The 18,761-nt window shown below is 70.8% G+C and carries 13 protein-coding genes; 6 read left to right on the plus strand and 7 right to left on the minus strand.

Annotated elements, in window-relative coordinates; all coding sequences use genetic code 11:
- Positions 1 to 42: 42 nt before the first annotated feature.
- Positions 43 to 4,668 carry an ATP-dependent helicase gene (locus ACGFK0_RS08980; protein ID WP_392902045.1) on the minus strand — a complete coding sequence of 1,542 codons (4,626 nt, stop codon included), beginning with the start codon at positions 4,666 to 4,668 and terminating at the stop codon, positions 43 to 45.
- Between the two features lie 119 nt (positions 4,669 to 4,787).
- On the opposite strand from ACGFK0_RS08980, the gene ACGFK0_RS08985 reads away from it, so the two are divergent.
- Positions 4,788 to 6,074 (plus strand): alpha/beta hydrolase fold domain-containing protein, encoded by a 1,287-nt coding sequence (locus tag ACGFK0_RS08985; RefSeq protein ID WP_392902048.1) that lies wholly within the window; start codon positions 4,788 to 4,790, stop codon positions 6,072 to 6,074.
- Between the two features lie 9 nt (positions 6,075 to 6,083).
- Positions 6,084 to 6,278 (plus strand): DUF3046 domain-containing protein, encoded by a 195-nt coding sequence (locus ACGFK0_RS08990; protein ID WP_392902050.1) that lies wholly within the window; start codon positions 6,084 to 6,086, stop codon positions 6,276 to 6,278.
- 55 nt (positions 6,279 to 6,333) lie between these two features.
- Here ACGFK0_RS08990 and ACGFK0_RS08995 read toward each other — a convergent pair whose 3' ends face one another.
- Positions 6,334 to 7,203 carry an ATP-grasp domain-containing protein gene (locus ACGFK0_RS08995; RefSeq protein WP_392902052.1) on the minus strand — a complete coding sequence of 290 codons (870 nt, stop codon included), beginning with the start codon at positions 7,201 to 7,203 and terminating at the stop codon, positions 6,334 to 6,336.
- 244 nt (positions 7,204 to 7,447) lie between these two features.
- On the opposite strand from ACGFK0_RS08995, the gene recA reads away from it, so the two are divergent.
- The 3 genes from recA to rny all read left to right on the plus strand — a co-directional run bounded on the left by recA (position 7,448) and on the right by rny (position 11,158).
- Positions 7,448 to 8,557, plus strand: a complete 1,110-nt coding sequence (recA, locus tag ACGFK0_RS09000) for a recombinase RecA (protein ID WP_392902055.1) — start codon at positions 7,448 to 7,450, stop codon at positions 8,555 to 8,557.
- A gap of 135 nt (positions 8,558 to 8,692) precedes the next feature.
- Complete coding sequence (locus ACGFK0_RS09005) at positions 8,693 to 9,274, plus strand: regulatory protein RecX (RefSeq protein WP_392902057.1); 582 nt, start codon at positions 8,693 to 8,695, stop codon at positions 9,272 to 9,274.
- Positions 9,275 to 9,586: 312 nt separating this feature from the next.
- Complete coding sequence (gene rny / locus ACGFK0_RS09010) at positions 9,587 to 11,158, plus strand: ribonuclease Y (RefSeq protein WP_392902060.1); 1,572 nt, start codon at positions 9,587 to 9,589, stop codon at positions 11,156 to 11,158.
- A gap of 37 nt (positions 11,159 to 11,195) precedes the next feature.
- On the opposite strand, the gene ACGFK0_RS09015 is transcribed toward rny, so the two are convergent.
- The 5 genes from ACGFK0_RS09015 to ACGFK0_RS09035 form a co-directional block, all read right to left on the minus strand.
- Positions 11,196 to 13,232, minus strand: coding sequence for a prolyl oligopeptidase family serine peptidase (locus tag ACGFK0_RS09015; RefSeq protein ID WP_392902062.1), 2,037 nt, complete (start codon positions 13,230 to 13,232; stop codon positions 11,196 to 11,198).
- Between the two features lie 202 nt (positions 13,233 to 13,434).
- Complete coding sequence (locus ACGFK0_RS09020) at positions 13,435 to 14,430, minus strand: amino acid ABC transporter permease (RefSeq protein WP_392902064.1); 996 nt, start codon at positions 14,428 to 14,430, stop codon at positions 13,435 to 13,437.
- A complete protein-coding gene (locus ACGFK0_RS09025) occupies positions 14,427 to 15,110 on the minus strand; it encodes an amino acid ABC transporter permease (RefSeq protein WP_392902067.1) in 684 nt (227 codons plus the stop codon). Before ACGFK0_RS09025 ends, ACGFK0_RS09020 begins: the two co-directional genes overlap by 4 nt.
- Before the next feature lie 110 nt (positions 15,111 to 15,220).
- On the minus strand, positions 15,221 to 16,090 hold the full coding sequence (locus tag ACGFK0_RS09030) for a glutamate ABC transporter substrate-binding protein (protein WP_392902069.1): 870 nt from the start codon (positions 16,088 to 16,090) through the stop codon (positions 15,221 to 15,223).
- A 111-nt stretch (positions 16,091 to 16,201) separates the two neighbouring features.
- On the minus strand, positions 16,202 to 16,924 hold the full coding sequence (locus ACGFK0_RS09035; RefSeq protein ID WP_392902863.1) for an amino acid ABC transporter ATP-binding protein: 723 nt from the start codon (positions 16,922 to 16,924) through the stop codon (positions 16,202 to 16,204).
- Positions 16,925 to 17,195: 271 nt separating this feature from the next.
- On the opposite strand from ACGFK0_RS09035, the gene miaB reads away from it, so the two are divergent.
- Positions 17,196 to 18,737, plus strand: a complete 1,542-nt coding sequence (gene miaB, locus ACGFK0_RS09040) for a tRNA (N6-isopentenyl adenosine(37)-C2)-methylthiotransferase MiaB (protein WP_392902071.1) — start codon at positions 17,196 to 17,198, stop codon at positions 18,735 to 18,737.
- The last annotated feature ends 24 nt before the right edge of the window (positions 18,738 to 18,761 follow it).

Genomic DNA, 18,761 nt, shown 5'->3' on the forward strand with positions numbered 1-18,761 from the left:
GTCAGGCGCGCAGGCGGACCGGCGCTCCCGCAGGCGGACTGGTCACGCCCGCAGGCGCAGGCCGCGGGGCGTCGGGTGGAAGCCCGCCGACTCCAGTGCCGCGGCCAGCGGGGAACCGGCGATCGCCGCACCGTCGGCGCGTTCGACGGTCAGCTTCCCGAGGGCGCCCTCCCGGACGGCGAGGGCGAGCGCGTCCACGGCCGGTTGCAGGACCTCGGGGTCGTCGTCCCAGGTCAGCAGAGTCCGGCCGCCGCGTTCGACGTAGAGGACGAGGCGGCCCTCGGTCAGCACCACCAGCGCCCCCGCCTTGCGGCCCGGCTTGTGGCCGCTTGCGACATCGTCGTCGCGGCCAGGCCAGGGCAGGGCCGCGCCGTACGGGTTGGCGGGATCGGCCGCCGCCAGCACGAGGGCGCGGTCGGCGGATGTGCGGGGCGTCTCCCAGAGCGCGGATAGGTCGTCCGGTGCGGGTGCCGCCGCCGGGCGCAGCGCGCGGAGCCGGTCGACGGCGCCCGGCAGCGCGAACTGGGCGGCCCCCAGGCCCTCGACGAAATAGCCGCGCCGGCACCGGCCCGTCTCCTCGAACGCGCGCAGAACCGGGTAGACGGCGGCGAACCCGCCAGGTGTCCGTTCGGCCGCGACCGCGCCGCGAATGACGATGCCGTACCGCTCCAGCAGTACCTCGGCGAGCGCGTGCGAACGCAGGGTCGCGGTGGCCTCCCGTCCGGGGAGCGGCCACCAGCGTCCGCCGACCGTGGGAGGGCCGGTGCGGGACGGCAGCACGGGACGGCCGCGGCGCGTCGTCCGGGAACGGTGCGTGGGACGGCCGGACCCGAGCGCGGCCCGCAGCGGAGCCATCGTGTCGTTGGTGAGATGCCCGGCCCAGACGAGATCCCAGACGGCGGTGACGAGATCGGCGTCGTCGGCGGTGACGTGCCGGTTCACCCGGTCGGACAGCGTCCGGAAGAACAGCGCGCCGCCGTCGCCGAGGGCGTCCAGGACGGCCTGGTGCGCCGGCGTGAGCGTGATCTCCGCGGGCTCCGGCATCAGGAGCGGCGCGGTGTCGGCCAGATAGAGCGCCACCCAGCCGTCTCCGCCCGGCAGCCCGCCATGGCCCGTCCACACGACCTCGCCCGCGGACGTCAGCTCGTCCAGCATGGCCGGGGAGTAGCCGGGCACCCGCGACGGCAGGATCAGCGACTCCAGCGCCGACGCGGGCACCGCCGCTCCCTGGAGCTGCTCGACCGCCTGGACGAGCGCGTCGACGCCCCGCAACCGGGACCCGCCCGAGATGCCGTGCCAGACGGGCAGGAAACGCCCGAGCGATTCCGGCGGGGACGGCTCGACCTCGGCGCGGAGCCGGGCGAGGGACCGGCGGCGCAGCGTCCGCAGCACGCCCGTGTCGCACCATTCGCTCGTCAGCGGGCCGGAGACGGACCCGACGGGCAGGAACTCGCCCTCGGCGACCCGTCCCGCGCCCGCGAGCCGCCGCAGCGTCTCGACGACGACCGCGACGCCCAGCCCGAAGCGGGCGGCCGGGTCGCCCGCCCGGAACGGCCCGTGCGTGCGCGCGTACCGGGAGATCAGGTCGCCGAGCGGGTCGCCGACCGGTTCGAGGAACGCCTCGGGGAGGCCCACGGGCAGCGGCGCGCCGAGGGCGTCGCGGAGGCGTCCCGCGTCCTCGACGGCGGCCCAGCGTTCCTCGCCCGCGACCCTGACGCGGATCGCCCGCCGTGTCGCCTCCAGCTCCGCCAGCCACCGCGACGCCTGGACGAGCAGGTCGCCGCCGGCGGCGGGCTTCGCGTCGTCATCCGATGCGGGTTCGGTGTCCGCACCTGCGGGGAGGGTGCGTTCCGCCGCCTCCGCCGTGGTGAGGGGGCCGAGAGTGCGGAGCAGGTCGGCGACGCCCTCCAGGTCGCGGGCGCGGCGGTCGGCGGCCAGGCGCTGGAGTTCGCGCTCGGTGTCGGCGACGGCCTCCGGATCGAGGAGTTCGCGGAGATCGGCCTGCCCGAGCAGTTCCGAGAGGAGCGCCGAGTCGAGGGCGAGCGCCTGGGCGCGGCGTTCGGCGAGGGGCGAATCGCCCTCGTACATGAACGCGCCGACGTAGTGGAAGAGCAGCGAGCGGGCGTAGGGGGACGGCTCGGGCGTCTCGACCTCGACCATGCGGACCTTGCGTCCCGACAGGTCGCGCATCAGCTGCACCAGGCCCGGAACGTCGAACACGTCCTGCAGGCACTCCCGCATCGTCTCCAGCACGATCGGGAACGACGGGTACTTGCTCGCGACGGCCAGCAGCTGCGCGGCGCGCTGGCGCTGCTGCCACAGCGGCATCCGCTTGCCGGGACGGCGGCGGGGCAGCAGCAGCGAACGCGCGGCGCACTCGCGGAACCGTGCGGCGAACAGCGCCGAGCCGCCGAGCTCGTCCACGACGATGCGTTCGATGTCGTCTGCGTCGAAGACGGCCAGGTCGAGGCTGGGCGGCTCGTCCATGTCGGGGATGCGGATGACGATGCCGTCGTCGGCGTGCATGGCCTGCGCGTCGATGCCGTACCGTTCGCGCAGGCGGCCCGCCATGGCCAGTGCCCACGGCGCGTGCACACGCGCGCCGAGCGGCGAGTGGACGACCATCCGCCAGTCGCCGAGTTCGTCGCGGAACCGCTCGACGACCATCGTGCGGTCGTCGGGGATGTGCCCGGTCGCCTCCCGCTGCTCGCTCACGTACGACACGAGGTTGGCGGACGCCCACTCGTCCAGCCCGGCGGCGGAGACGCGCTCGCGGGCGTCGTCGCCGGGGAGTTCGGCCAGCTCGCGGGTGAACGCGCCGAGCGCGCGGCCCAGCTCGGCGGGACGCCCGAGCGTGTCGCCGTGCCAGAACGGCAGCTTGCCGGGCTGGCCGGGAGCGGGCGAGACCAGGACGCGGTCCGGGGTGATGTCCTCGATGCGCCACGAGCTGGCCCCGAGGACGAACACGTCGCCGACGCGCGACTCGTACACCATCTCCTCGTCGAGTTCCCCGACGCGGGACGCCTTCTCGCCGACGAGGAAGACGCCGAAGAGGCCGCGGTCGGGGATCGTCCCGCCGCTGGTCACCGCGAGGCGCTGCGCCCCGGGGCGGTCGCGCAGGACTCCGGTGACCCGGTCCCAGACCAGGCGTGGACGCAGTTCGCCGAACTCGTCGCCGGGGTAGCGCCCGGCGAGCATGTCCAGCGTCGCTTCGAGTGCGGAGCGGGGGAGGGCGGCGTAGGGGGCGGCGCCTTTGACGAGCGACTCCAGGTCGTCGACGGTCCATTCGTCCATGGAGACCATCGCGACGATCTGCTGGGCGAGGACGTCCAGAGGGTTGCGCGGATAGCGCATCTCCTCGATCTCGCCGCCGCGCATGCGTTCGGCCACCACGGCCGTCTGCACCAGGTCGCCCCGGTACTTGGGGAAGATCACGCCCTTGGACACGGCGCCGACCTGGTGGCCGGCGCGCCCGACGCGCTGGAGCCCGTTGGCCACCGACGGCGGCGACTCCACCTGCACGACCAGATCGACGGCGCCCATGTCGATGCCCAGTTCCAGGCTGGACGTCGCCACGACGGCCGGGAGGCGGCCCTCCTTCAGAGCGTTCTCGATGCCCGCCCGTTCTTCCTTGGAGACCGAACCGTGGTGCGCACGGGCGATCTCCAGGGGCGCCCCTCTGGCCGCGCCCGCCTGGGCCATCGTGGCCGCTGGGGAGTGGTCCTCGGGCAGGGGATCGCCGGTCGCGCGTTCGTAGGCGAGTTCGTTCAGCCTTCCGCAGAGCCGTTCGGCCAGCCGCCGCGAGTTGGCGAACACGAGCGTCGAACGATGCGCCTGGATGAGGTCGAGCAGCCGGTCCTCCACATGGGGCCAGATGCTGCGCTGGCGTGGATCGGCCGCCCCGGAGTCGTCGACGAACCGGCCCACCTCGCCCATGTCCTCCACGGGGACGACGATGTCGAGATCGAAGACCTTGTCGGAAAGCGGCTGGACGACTGCCGCGGGCCTCGTCCCGCCCAGGAACGCCGCCACCTCGTCCGCGGGACGGACGGTCGCCGACAGGCCGACCCGCTGGGCGGGCCGTTCGAGGAGGGCGTCGAGGCGTTCCAGTGACAGCGCCAGATGTGCGCCGCGCTTGGTGCCCGCCACCGCGTGCACCTCGTCCACGATGACGGTCTCGACCCCGCGCAGGGACTCGCGTGCCCGGGAGGTGAGGATCAGGAACAGCGACTCCGGCGTCGTGATCAGGATGTCCGGCGGCTTGACGGCCAGCCTCCGGCGCTCGTCGGCCGGGGTGTCGCCCGACCGCATCCCGACGCGGATGGCGGGCTCGGGCAGGCCGAGCCGGCGCGCCGCGTGGCGGATGCCGGTCAGCGGGGCGCGCAGGTTGCGCTCGACGTCCACGGCGAGGGCCTTCAGCGGCGAGATGTACAGCACCCGGCAGCGCCGCAGGGCATCCTCGGGCACGGGGTCGCCGGCGAGCCGGTCGAGTGACCACAGGAACGCCGCCAGGGTCTTGCCGGAGCCGGTCGGCGCCACGACGAGCGTGCTGTCGCCGCTCGAAATCGACTCCCACGCCCCGGCCTGGGCCGGGGTGGGCGCGGCGAACGCGCCGGTGAACCAGGCACGGGTCGCCGGAGAGAATCGTTCGAGCACGTCACCGCCCATGGCGCCATAGTGCCTCGCGGGTCCGACAGAACGCGGCGGAGTGGCGCGCGTCACATTGTAAGCAAGCACTTGTACGGGCAAGGTCTACGGGTAGGACATCCGCCGCCAAGGGGGTCTCGATGCCCTACCTTCTTCTCGCCCTCGGGATCCTGTTCGCGCTTGCCGCGGCGAACGCGCACGTTCCCCCGCGCAACGCCGTCCTGCTCGCCCCGGGCTTCTTCTGCGCGTGGCTGACGATCGAGATGGCACCGCATGTGCTCGTCACCTGGGCCGCGGCGACCGCGCTGGTGGCGGTGTCCGGCGGACTGGGCGGCTGGGCAGGCTGGGCCGGGCTCGTCCTGGCGATCCTCGCCATGGCGGGCGTCGCGGCCACCCTCGTCGCGGCACGCCGTACGGTCGTCACCCTGCGCGACAGCGGTGCGCCCCTCGACCTCGACCCGGAAGGCGCGCCCCGCTATCCGCTGGCGCACCTGATCGTCCCTCAGCTGTGCCTGATCCCGCGCAGGGGCGTCCAGGTCGAACGCAACATCGTCTTCCATGAGGGCGGGGCTCTTCCCGGCGAGGACGGGCTGCGCCTCAAGCTGGACGTCTTCCGCTCCGCCGGTGAGCGCTCCGGCGGCGAACCGAGCCCCGGGCTCATGCAGATCCACGGCGGCGCATGGGTGATCGGGGACAAGCGTGAGCAGGGCCTGCCGCTTCTCAACCACATGGCTCTCCAGGGCTGGGTGGGCTTCAACGTCAACTACCGGCTCAGCCCCCGCGCCACCTGGCCCGAGCATCTGATCGACCTGAAGCGCTTCGTGGCCTGGTACAAGGAGCACGCCGCCGAGTACGGCGCCGACCCCGATTTCCTCTGCGTAACGGGTGGCTCGGCCGGTGGGCACCTCACGGCGATGGTCGCGTTGACCGCGAACGTGCCGGAGTTCCAGCCGGGTTTCGAGGACGCCGACACCACCGTGCAGGGCGCCGTGCCCTTCTACGGCGTCTACAACTTCTTCGAAGCGGGACCGTGGCCGCGTCCGATGGGCGACACCCGCCTCCTTGAGAAAATGGTCATCAAGAAGCCTTTCGCGGAGAACCGGGAGGCGTACGCCAAGGCGTCCCCCGTCACCTACATCAACAAGGACGCGCCGCCCTTCTTCGTCATCCACGGAAGCCGCGACTCGCTCATCCCCGCGGCGGAGGCACGCCGGTTCGTCGAACGGCTCCGGGACGTCTCCGACGCCCCCGTCATCTACGCGGAGATGAAGGGCGCCCAGCACGCGTTCGACGTCTTCCCCTCCTACCGGACGGCCCGCGTCATCGAAGGCGTCGAGCGGTACCTGACCGGGTTGCACCGGCAGTACCTCCAGGGCTCCGCCCCGGCCGTCCCCGCCGAGGTCATGGGGGACGGCACCGTCGGATAGCGTGGACGGGTGCGGCTCACAGTCTTCTGGGATCGGATGAACCAGCAGTTCGGCGAAAGCTACGCCCAGAGCGTGGCCAAGGACTACGTCTTGGCCGAACTCAGCGGCCGCACCATCGAGCAGGCCTTCGCCGACGGCGAACCCGCCAAGAAGGTCTGGAAGGCCGTCGTCGCCACCTTCGACGTCCCGTCGAGGCTTCAGTAGGTCATCCGCCGGATCTCGGCGTGCGTCCGCCACCGAACTCGATCCGGCCGGCCCGTCAGTCCGGAACGGGCAGATGCGCGTAGAGGTCCATCGCGTCCACGGACGACGGAAGATCGCTGACCTGGCCGTCGCCGACCTCCACCACGCGCCACGCGCCGTCCGTGCGGCGCGCCAGATCGGTCGTGATGAACCTGCAGCCCAACGCGCGCACCGCCGGAGCCACCGCGTCCAGATCGGGATCGGGATCCACACCCGGGCTGTCAGGGTGCGGCCCCACCAGCGCCGGCTCGCCGTCCACCCACCACACGCGCGCCTCGCCGTCGCCGTCGTACTGCTCGAACTCGCGCACGACGAGACCGCCCGCCAGATGGTCGTCGCGCAGCGCGACCATCTTCGAGGCGACGTCATGAAGCCGCGAGAGGTTCTTCACGTCGGGGACGAAGCACGCCTCCTCCCACTCGTGCTTGCACGACTTCACATAGTCCTTCACCACGCCCGGCCCGCCGCGCAGCGGCCGGACCAGCTCCCCCAGCTCGCTGAGGTCACCGGGATCCTGTCCCGCGCCCAGGGGCCGCCACACACTGTGCGGAGTCAACCCGGCGAACGTGTCGTGCCAGCCCGGCAGTTCATGCGCGCGCCTGTAGTCGTCCGGATGCGTGAGCAGCACCGTGCCCCGCCCCTTCAGGACGGCGGAGACCGCGGCGTACTCGTCCCCGGTGAGCATCCAGCCGCGATACCAGACCGGACCCAGATCGGAGGGCACCGCCCGGACCGCGTCGTCCACGTCGCCGCGCTGCAACGCGTCATGGTCGATCAAGGCGATCTCGCCGTAGTGGTCCCGCACCGCCGCGGCCTCACGGAAGAAGTGCGGGTCAACGCGCCGAGGGTGGAGCGGATCGACGCAGAAGAGAACGGTCAGCGTCATGATTGGAACCCTCCGTGGACGGCGCCAGCGTACGGGGTCGAGACCATGGCGCGCACGGAGATTCCCACCCGAATCACCGAACCGGACGATGATCGAACTAATGTTCGGTACGCTTGTGCGGGACACGGCGTCGTCCACAATCGCGCCCGGGTCTCGCAAAGTGTCGGAGGCCCGCCGTAACGTCGCCCTCGACATCGCAGGCAGCGGCCGAGAGCCGACAGTCACGACGAGAAGGACATCTCACATGGCAGCGAACGACCGGGAGAAGGCTCTCGACACCGCACTCGCCCAGATCGAGCGGCAGTTCGGCAAGGGGTCGGTCATGCGGATGGGCGAGGAGGCCCGCGCGCCCGTCGAGGTGATCCCCACCGGCGCGATCTCCCTCGACATCGCGCTCGGCATCGGCGGCCTGCCCCGCGGCCGCGTCGTCGAGGTGTACGGCCCCGAGGGCTCCGGCAAGACCTCCATCGCGCTGCACGCGGTGGCCAGCGTCCAGAAGAAGGGCGGCATCGCCGCGTTCGTCGACGCCGAGCACGCCCTCGACCCCGAGTACGCCGGCAAGCTCGGCGTCGACATCGACGCCCTGCTGGTCTCCCAGCCCGACACCGGCGAGCAGGCGCTGGAGATCACCGACATGCTGATCCGCTCCGGCGCGATCGACATCGTCGTCATCGACTCCGTCGCCGCGCTCGTCCCGCGCGCCGAGATCGAGGGCGAGATGGGCGACAGCCACGTCGGCCTCCAGGCCCGCCTCATGTCCCAGGCGCTGCGCAAGCTCACCGGCGCGATCAACCAGACCAAGACCACGGTCATCTTCATCAACCAGCTCCGCGAGAAGGTCGGCGTCATGTTCGGCTCGCCGGAGACCACCACCGGCGGGAAGGCGCTGAAGTTCTACGCCTCCGTCCGCCTGGACGTCCGCCGCATCGAGACCCTCAAGGACGGCACCGAGGCCGTCGGCAACCGCGTCCGCGTCAAGGTCGTCAAGAACAAGATGGCCCCGCCGTTCCGCGTCGCCGACTTCGACCTCCTCTACGGCCTGGGCATCAGCCGCGAGGGCGGCCTGATCGACCTCGGCGTGGAGCACGGCTTCGTCCGCAAGTCCGGTGCCTGGTACACCTGCGAGGGCGACCAGCTCGGCCAGGGCAAGGAGAACGCCCGCAACTTCCTCAAGGCCAACCCCGACATGGCCGACGGCATCGAGAAGAAGATCAAGGAGAAGCTCGGCATCGGCCCGAAGGTCGACCAGGAGGCCGAGCCCGCCGCCGCCCCGGACGCCGCGCCCGCCCCCCTGGAGGCGGCCCCCAAGCCCCCCGGGAGGAAGGCGGCCAAGGCCAAGGCGGGTGAATCCTGACGGAGAATCCCCAGATAAGGGTGACTCTTGACGGAGACTGAGCGATGATCTCGTATGCAGGGCGGCGGCGCCCTACCCCGCACCGCATGATCGGTGCGCGGACCTTCCCCGATGGCGCCGCCGCTCCCACGGCCGATGCCGCCGGCTGAGCGCGGCGACGGCCCTCTCCGAGAACCCGGAGATGCGGACACGCGGGGCGGGCGAGGATCGAATCCCGAGGGGGCCGCACGCGAGGTCTGCCTGCGCATGCTGGCCGCGTCACCACGGACCCGGGCACAGCTCGCGGACGCCCTGCGGCGCAAGAACATCCCCGATGACGTGGCCGAACGGGTCCTCGGCCGTTTCACCGACGTGGGCCTCATCGACGACGAGGCGTTCGCGCAGGCATGGGTCCAGTCCCGCCACGCCGGCCGCGGCCTCGCCAAACGCGCCCTCGCCCAGGAACTCCGCCGCCGCGGCGTCGCGAACGAGACCGTCAACGACGCCGTCGAGTCGCTGGACCCCGCCCAGGAAGAGGAAACCGCGCGCGCCCTCGTCGCCCGCAGACTCCCGTCCACCAGAGGCGCCGACCCCGCAAAACGCATGCGCCGCCTCGTGGGCATGCTCGCCCGCAAGGGCTACCCGCCCGGCCTCGCCTACCGAGTGGTCAAGGAGGCCCTGGCCGAAGAAGGCACCGACCCGGGAGACCTTCCCGAAACCCCCGCCCCCATCGACTGACGCCCGCCCGGCGCCAAGGCACTGCAATGAACCCTTCAAGTGAACACTCCTTGCTCATTACCTCCGCGCCGCTTACCGTTACGGCAGTGAGGAGTTACTCCGCGTCTCGCGGATTGCCATACGACCGAGCACGTTCCAGCAGCTGAGAGGCATACAGGACACGTTCGTCGACCGGATTCGGGCGAGTGGTCGGGTGCGCGCGGTGCGCTGCCCGGCGATGTTGTGCATCCGGCCGTCCGATGGGCGCGAGTAAATCCTCGCTAGGCAGGGTCCCGATTCCAGGCGGGCCCGCGGCGAGGAAGGATCTACCTCATGGAGAGCGTCCTGCTGGGTGCAGCGCTGCTGGTGACCCTGGTCGCTCTCGTCATCGTCGTCGTGTGGCGTCCAGGCACGCCCGGCAAGGCGGCGGCGGAGATCTCCCGGGCGCGAGGTGAGGCCGACGAGATCCGGTCGAAGGCGAAACGGGACGCCGGGGAGGTCCTGGAGACGGCCGAGCGGGAGGCGCAGCGGATCGCGGCTGCGGCGCGTGTGGAGGTCGAGGACGAGGGCCGGGCGCTCCGCGACGAGCTGCGGACCGTGCGGGAGGATCTGGAGCGCCGGGAGGCGCGCCTCGCGGAACGGGAGCAGCGGCTGGACGGTGAGCTGCGGCGACTGGCGGAGTGGCAGGGGCGGCTCGCCGAGACAGAGAAGGCTCTCGACGCCCGCAAGGAGGAGCTCGACGGCGTCGCCGAGGAGCGCCGGAAGGTGCTGGAGCAGGCGGCCGCGCTCACGGCGGAGCAGGCCAAGGGCGAGCTGGTCGCGGCGATCGAGAACCAGGCCAAGCGGGAGGCCATTCCGATCACGCGGGAGATCGAGAACGCGGCGCGGGCGGAGGGCGACAAGCGGGCCCGCAAGATCGTGACGCTGGCGATCCAGCGGGTCGCGAGCGAGCAGACGGCGGAGTCGGTCGTGTCGGTGCTGCATCTGCCGAGCGACGAGATGAAGGGCCGCATCATCGGGCGTGAGGGCCGCAACATCCGGGCGTTCGAGACGACGACGGGCGTCAACCTGATCATCGACGACACGCCGGAGGCGGTGCTGCTGAGCTGCTTCGACCCGGTGCGCCGGGAGGTGGGGCGGCTGACGCTGGAGAAGCTGGTCCTGGACGGGCGGATCCACCCGCAGCGGATCGAGGAGATCTACGAGCGCAGCAAGAGCGACGTGGAGCAGCTGTGCGTCCGGGCCGGTGAGGACGCCCTGGTGGACGTCGGTATCGCCGACATGCATCCGGAGCTCATCGCGCTGCTCGGGCAGTTGCGGTACCGCACGTCGTACGGGCAGAACGTGCTGAAGCATCTGATCGAGTCGGCGCACATCGCCGGGATCATGGCGAGTGAACTGCGGCTGCCGGTGGAGGTCGCGAAGCGGTGCACGCTGCTGCACGACATCGGCAAGGCGCTGACCCACGAGGTGGAAGGCAGCCATGCCCTGATCGGCGCGGAGATCGCACGCCGGTACGGCGAGCACGACGATGTCGTGCACGCGATCGAGGCGCATCACAACGAGGTCGAGGTCCGGACGGTCGAGGCGGTGCTGACGCAGGCGGCCGACGCCGTCAGCGGCAGCCGGCCGGGGGCGCGCCGGGAGTCGCTGGAGGCGTACGTCAAGCGGCTGGAGCGGCTTGAGGAGATCGCCCGCGACAAGCACGAGGGTGTGGAGAAGGTCTTCGCGATGCAGGCCGGGCGGGAGATCCGGGTGATGGTCAAGCCCGACTCCGTCGACGACATCCAGGCGCAGGTCATCGCACGGGACATCGCCAAGCAGGTCGAGGACGAGCTGACGTATCCGGGGCAGATCCGCGTCACCGTCGTCAGGGAGTCGCGGGCGATCGAGTTCGCCCGCTGAGCGGCCCGTCCGCCGGCGCGGACGGACGGGCGGGTCCTCAGCCGACCGTGAGGTTGATGGGTTCGACGCCGCGGGGCTCGAAGCCGAGCGTCTGGCCGTAGAACGCCAGCTCGGCCTCCAGGCAGCGGATGACGGTGTCGGCCCGCCGGAAGCCGTGCGACTCGCCCTCGAACGTGAGGTAGGCGTGCGGAATCTTCTTTCCGGCGAGCGCCAGCGCGAAGCGCTCGGACTGGTCGGGCGGCACGACCGGGTCGTTCAGGCCCTGCAGCAGCAGGACGGGGCACGCGGTCTTGTCGGCGCTGCCGAGCGGGGAGCGCTCCTCGTAGGCGCGTTCGAATCCGGGCAGGGGGCCGATCAGCCCGAACAGGTAGTGGGATTCGAAGTCGTGGGTGGCTTCGGCGAAACTCTGCAGGTCGCTGATCCCGTAGTAGGACGTCGCGGCCTTGAACACGTCGGTCCGGGTGATCGCGGCGAGCGTCGTCCAGCCGCCCGCGGAGCCGCCGCGGATCGCGAGCCGGGCCGGGTCGGCGATCCCGCCGTCGACGAGGGCCTGCGCGGCGGCGACGGCGTCCTCGACGTCCACGACGCCCCACTGGCGGCGCAGCCGTTCACGGTAGGCACGGCCGTGGCCGGTCGATCCGCCGTAGTTGACGTCGATGACGCCGATGCCGCGGCTGGTGAAGAACGCCCGTTCCAGGTCGAGGACCGTGGAGGCGCGCCCGGTCGGTCCGCCGTGCACGAACACGACGTACGGCGGGAGTTCGCCCTCCGGCCCGGCGGCCTCGGGGTTGGCGGGCGGGAAGACGTAGGTGTGGACGGGACGTCCGAACGGCCCTTCCAGGCGTTCGGCGCGCGGCTTCGACAGGAAGGCGACGTCGGGAAGTTCGGCCAGTTCGCGGCGCAGCCCCTCGACGCGGCCGGTGACGGTGTCGACCCGCACGACCGATGTCGGCAGGTCGGGGCCGCCGGCGATGCCGACGATCGTCGTGCCGTCCGTGGACAGCTGCGGCTGCCAGTGCCCGTAGGGGACCTCCAGGTCGACGAGGTCGAGCGTCTCGGGGTCGTAGACGCCGAGGCGCATGTCGCCCTCGCCGTGCAGGACGGCGAGGCGCCCGTCGCCGAGCAGCGCGTACGGCATGCCGCCGAGCTGCCACAGCGGACCGGCGAACTCCTCCTCGGCCGGGTACAGCGCCTGCGGCGACTCGCCGTGCAGCCCGACCTGGTAGATGTTCCACCAGCCCGGCCAGTCGGAGACGACGTACAGGGATTCGTCGTCGCGCCACACCGGTGCCAGCGCCGACTCGGTGAGCCCGCCCTTGACGGTGCGGGGCGCGACGGTGACGCCCTCCTCGATCACCGCCACGCGGATCTCGGTGCCGTCCCAGGGCATGCGGGGGTGGTTCCACTGGACCCACGCCAGGTGCCCGCCGCCGGGGGACGGGGCAGGGGAGGCGTAGAAGTCGGCGCCGGTGACGAGTTCGCGGATCGCGCCGGCGTCGTCGGCGGCGCTGCCGTCGAGGGGGACGGCGACGATGGCGCGCCTGATGCCGGCGGCGGCCGGGTCGTCCGCCGCGGGCGCGGGGGCCTGCGCGTCGCCGGTGGCCTCGGGTTCGGGCTGGGGCGCGGCGATGTGGCCCTCGCACACACACCAGATCTCGGTCCCGTCGGGGGACAGGACGTAGTCGGCGTAGCGCAGCCCGGCGGGGACGGCCGGCTCGGGGGTCAGCGGGTACGGCTTCGGGTCGCCCTCGTCGAGCCGGTGGAGCCGCTGGTCGTCGTAGTTGGAGAAGACGATCGACCGGCCGGCGGTGGTGCGGACCGGCAGGTAGGACCGCCCGCCGTACTCGTGGACGCGGGTGCGGGCGTCCCACGGCGCCTGCAGCAGTTCCGTGCGGTGACCGCCCTGGAGATGGATGACCGTGGTCCGCCCGCCCTCCTCGGGCCGCGTCTCCTGCCACCACACGTCGTTGCCCGCGACGGTGGGGAAGCTGAGGCGCAGCCGGGCGCGGGCGACGTCGGCCGCGGAGATGGGGGAGGGCCATGAGCCAAAGGGAAGGGTCGCACGAGCGGTCATACCAGGAATCGTCCCGCATACGGGGACGTGTTGGGGTCATGACTGGCCGTTTGAACTCGGAAAGATACAAGCGGCCACCAGGCAACTCGCGGGTAACACCGGTGATCAGCGGCCCGCGCCCCCCGAACCGGACCCGGGGCCCGTACGTCGCGGAGGGCGCCGCCGGAACCGGCGGCGCCCTCCGCGTGCGGGCGGGGCGGACTCAGGCCGCTCCGGCCTCGCCGGTGGCCCGGCTTGACATTCCCGGGGCCGGGGGAGGCCCGCCGGTGCCCATGGTCTTGCCCGTGGTCCTGCGGCTGCGGCGGCTGCGCTTCTCCAGCCAGGTCGCGACCCGGCTCAGCGACATGTTGATCGCGATGTAGATGATCGCGACCACGATCCCCGCCTGGAGGACGTTGTTGTGGTAGTTGGCGGGGACCTGCTTGAAGCCCGCCTGCAGGAACTCTCCGTAGGCGATGATGAACCCGAGCGCGGTGTCCTTGAGCAGGACGACGATCTGGCTGACGATCGCCGGCATCATCACGGTGACGGCCTGCGGCAGCAGGACGAGCCGCATGACGCCGTTCTTGCGCAGCCCGATGGAGTAGGCGGCCTCCGACTGCCCCTTCGGGATCGACAGGACGCCCGCCCGCACGATCTCGGCGAGCACCGAGCCGTTGTACATCACCAGGCCGAACACGACCGCGGCGTAGGCGGGCACGGTGACCACGCCGGCGTTGCTCTCCACCCCGAAGATGAAGAAGAAGTAGTCCACCGACATCCGCTGGAGCTGGCCGAACGGGGACTCGGCGATCTCCGGGCTGATCTTGTTGGGAACGAAGAACGCCAGGAAGATCAAGATCAGCAGGGGGATGCCGCGGAAGAACTCGACGACGGCCCCGGCGGGGACCCGGATCCACCAGTGGTTCGACAGCCTGGCGAGGCCGAACACGGCGCCGAACAGCAGGGCCAGGACGGTCGCCATCGCGGCGGCCTTCAGCGTGTTCAGCAGGCCGGGCAGGAGCAGGTGCCGCCAGACCGTCCACTCCGTGAACGGGGTCCACAGCTTCGCCTGGAACTGGTCCTTGTCGTAGAGCCTCCAGATCAGCCCGGCCAGGATCGCCAGGAGCACGACCGAGACGATGACGGTCAGCAGCCTGTTGCGCGTCTGCGCCCGCGGCCCGGGGATGTCGAAGAGTACGCTCGCTTCCTTGCTCACCGCGCCACCGCCATTCGCTTGGCCAGCCAGCCGAAGAAGTATCCGGTCGGCAGCGTGAGGATCAGGAAGCCGATGGCCACGCCGAGGAACAGCGGGATCACCCCGTCCGAGAACGTCGGCTTGTCGACGATCGTCTTGGTCACCAGCGCGACCTCGCCGTAGCTCGCCGCCGCGGCCACCGTCGTGTTCTTGATCATCGCGATGAGGACGCTGCCCATCGGCGCGATGATCGAGCGGAACGCCTGCGGCAGGATGATGATCCGGAGCGACTGGTTGAACGTCAGCCCGATCGAACGGGCCGCCTCGGCCTGCCCCAGCGGGATGGTGTTGATCCCCGAACGCAGGGTCTCGCAGACGAACGCGCCCGTGTAGGCGGACAGTCCGACGACCGCCCACCAGTAGTAGCTCGTCGAGTAGTTGCTGGAGAACTTCAGGGCGAGGATGTCATTGAGTCCCAGGCTGCACATCAGCAGGACCAGCGTGAGCGGCGTGTTGCGCACGATGTTGACGTAGCCCGTGCCGAAGGCGCGCATGACGGGGACGGGGGCGACGCGGAAGCTCGCCATGAGCGTGCCGATGATCAGGGAGAGCACCGCGGCGGCGCCCGCGAGGCGCAGGGTCGCCCAGAATCCTTCGAGGAGTTCCCCGAAGTTGTCGAAGAACGGGCTGAAGTCAAACATTGCTCAACAGTTCCATGGCGTTCCAGCGGTGTCGGGCCATGCCGGTGCGCCCCCGGAAGGACACGTCCTCGCGGGGACGCACAGGCATGACGGGTCGGGCCGGCCTGTGATCAGGCGCAGCCCTCCATCTGCGGGACGGTCTTGACGAGCTTCAGCCCGGTGCCGGCGAAGTGCTTGTCCAGCAGCTGGCCCGCGGTGCCGTCGGAGTACATCTGGTTGATGGCCTTGTTGACGGCCTCACAGGTCTCGGTGTCGCCCTTCTTGATGCCGACGCCGTACTTCTCGTCGGTGAAGGGGTCGTTGATGACCTTGAAGGAGCCCTTCTGCTGGTTGGCGAACCCGGCGAGGATCAGGTCGTCGGTGCTGACCGCGTCCAGCGCGCCCGACTTCAGCTTGCTCACGCACTCGGAGTAGCTCTGGGCGTCCACCAGCTTGACGCCGGAGATGTCGAGCTTGCCGTCCGGCGGCGGCTCGGTGATGCGGCGGAAGGAGTTGGACCCGGCCGCCTTGCACAGCCGCTTGCCCTTGAGGTCCTTGGTCACCTTGATGTCGTTGTTGTCGGCGTTGACCATCGTGTCCTGGTGGGCAACGTAGTACGGGCCGCCGTACGTCACCTGCTGCTTGCGCGCCTCGGTGATGGAGTAGGTGGCGACCACGAGGTCGACCTGCCCGCCGCCGATGAACGACTCGCGGTTGGCGGAGGTCGTCTCCTTGAACGTGATGCCGCTCTCCGGGACGCCGAGCTGCTTGGCGATGTACTTGGCGACGTCGACGTCGAAGCCGTCGAAGGTGCCGTCGGGCTTCTTCAGGCCCAGTGCGGGCTGGTCGAACTTGATGCCGATGGTCAGCTTCTTGTCGGCCTTGGCCTTCTCGACGACCGTCTTGGCCTCGGTCTTCTCCGTGTCGCTGCCACAGGCGGAAAGCGCCAGTGACAACGCCATCCCCGCCCCGATGAGGGCGCCGAAACGACGTACTCGCATTTCTCGTCCTACCTCTGCTCTCTGCCGGAGCCCCGCGGCTTGGTGGACCATTCTCATCCTCTGCGGACCGAACGGTTCAAGTTCTTGCTGACAAAACCGGAGGCGAGTGATTCAGTGCGTGAGGATCTTGGAAAGGAAGTCCTTCGCGCGGGCGGTGCGCGCGTTGGTGAAGAACTCGTCGGGCGTGTTCTCCTCCACGATCTGGCCGTCCGCCATGAACACGACCTTCTGCGCCGCCCTGCGCGCGAAGCCCATCTCGTGGGTGACGACGATCATCGTCATACCCTCGCGGGCCAGTCCCGTCATGACGTCGAGGACCTCGTTGACCATCTCCGGGTCCAGCGCCGAGGTCGGCTCGTCGAAGAGCATCACCTTGGGCTTCATCGCGAGGGAGCGCGCGATCGCGGCCCGCTGCTGCTGGCCGCCGGACAGCTGGGCGGGGTACTTGGACGCCTGATCGCCGATGCCGACCCGGTCCAGCAGCTCCATCGCGTGCTTCTCGGCTTCCTGTTTGCCCTGCTTGCGAACCTTGACCGGTCCGAGCGTGACGTTCTCCAGGATCGTCATGTGGGCGAACAGGTTGAACGACTGGAACACCATGCCGACGTCGGCGCGGAGCTTCGCCAGGTCCTTGCCCTCCTTGGGCAGTTCCTTGCCGTCCACGAGGATCGTTCCGTCGTCGATGGGCTCCAGCCGGTTGATCGACCGGCACAGGGTCGACTTCCCGCCGCCGGACGGGCCGATGACGACGACCACCTCGCCGGAGTCGACGGTGAGGTTGATGTCCCTGAGAACGTGCAGCTCGCCGAAGTGCTTGTTGACGTGCTCGACCACGACGAGGGGCCGCCCGCCCTCGGGGGCCCGCTCCGGGCCGGGATCTTCCGGCCCGTCCTTGGTGAGGTCGGGCCCGCCTTCGCTGTCCGTCATGCGCTCGGACTTTACGTCATCGGTGACTCCGCTGAAGTTGCCGCGCGGTACCGATACGATCACGAATCCCCATGTCGGGCGGGGTCCGCCGTGGCGGAGAGTGATCATCGCGGCTCGTGTGCGTGGCGGGCCGTCCGTTCGGCGATGTCGCGCCGGGCCCGTACCCTTGGTAACCGTCATGAATGCGCCTATGAATACGGCTGCCCGTACGTACGAGATCCGCACTTACGGGTGCCAGATGAACGTTCACGACTCCGAGCGGCTGTCCGGGCTCCTGGAGGCGGCCGGCTATGTCCGCGCCGGGGATGCCGAACCCGACGTGGTGGTCTTCAACACCTGCGCGGTCCGGGAGAACGCCGACAACCGGCTCTACGGCAACCTCGGCCATCTGCGGCCGGTCAAGGACGGCCATCCCGGCATGCAGATCGCCGTCGGCGGCTGCCTCGCGCAGAAGGACCGCGACACCATCGTCAAGCGCGCCCCCTGGGTGGACGTGGTGTTCGGCACCCACAACATCGGGTCGCTGCCCGCGCTGCTGGAGCGTGCGCGCGTCCAGAGCGAGGCGCAGGTCGAGATCGAAGAGTCGCTCGTGACCTTCCCCTCGACGCTGCCGACGCGCCGCGAGTCGCCGTACGCCGCGTGGGTCTCGATCTCCGTCGGCTGCAACAACACGTGCACGTTCTGCATCGTCCCGTCGCTGCGCGGCAAGGAGAGGGACCGCCGCCCGGGGGAGATCCTCGCGGAGATCGAGGCGCTCGTCGCGGAGGGCGCCCTGGAGGTCACTCTCCTCGGCCAGAACGTCAACGCCTACGGCTCCGGGTTCGGCGCCCTCGCCGCCGCGCCCGACGAGGTCCGCGCGATGACGGCGGGCGGGCAGTCCGCGTTCGCGGGGCTGCTGCGGGCGTGCGGGGACGTCGAGGGGTTGGAGCGGGTCCGGTTCACCTCGCCGCACCCCAAGGACTTCACCGACGACGTCATCGCCGCCATGGCCGAGACGCCGAACGTGACGCCGTCGCTGCACATGCCGCTGCAGGCCGGGTCGGACGCGGTGCTCCGCGCGATGCGCCGCTCCTACCGGCAGGAGCGCTACCTCGGCATCATCGAGAAGGTCCGGGCCGCGATCCCGGACGCGGCGATCACCACCGACATCATCGTGGGCTTCCCCGGCGAGACCGAGGCCGACTTCGAGGAGACCCTGCACGTGGTGCGGGAGGCCCGGTTCTCGTCGGCGTTCACGTTCCAGTACTCCAAGCGTCCGGGCACCCCGGCGGCGACCATGGACGGGCAGGTGCCGAAGGACGTCGTCCAGGAGCGGTACGAGCGGCTGGTCGCCCTTCAGGAGGAGATCTCCTGGGAGGAGAACAAGAAGCAGCTCGGCCGCACCCTGGAGGTCCTCGTGGCCGAGGGGGAGGGCCGCAAGGACGAGGCGACCCGCCGGCTGTCGGGCCGCGCGCGCGACAACCGCCTGGTCCACTTCGGAGTGCCGGAGGAGCCGGTCCGTCCGGGCGACATGGTCACGGTCGAGGTCAGCTACGCCGCGCCGCACCACCTGGTCGCCGACAAGCCGGTACAGGGTGTCCGGCGGACGCGCGCGGGCGACGCGTGGGAAGCCCGCCAGGGCCGGGAGGCGGGCCGGAGGGGCGTCTCGCTCGGAATGCCGTCGATCGGGCGCCCGGCCCAGGCCGACGCGCCCGCGCCCGGCTGCTCCACCGCCTCCTGAACTCCGTCATGATCGGGTTCGTCC

The organism is Spirillospora sp. NPDC048823 (genome assembly GCF_043198445.1).
GTDB lineage: Bacteria > Actinomycetota > Actinomycetes > Streptosporangiales > Streptosporangiaceae > Spirillospora.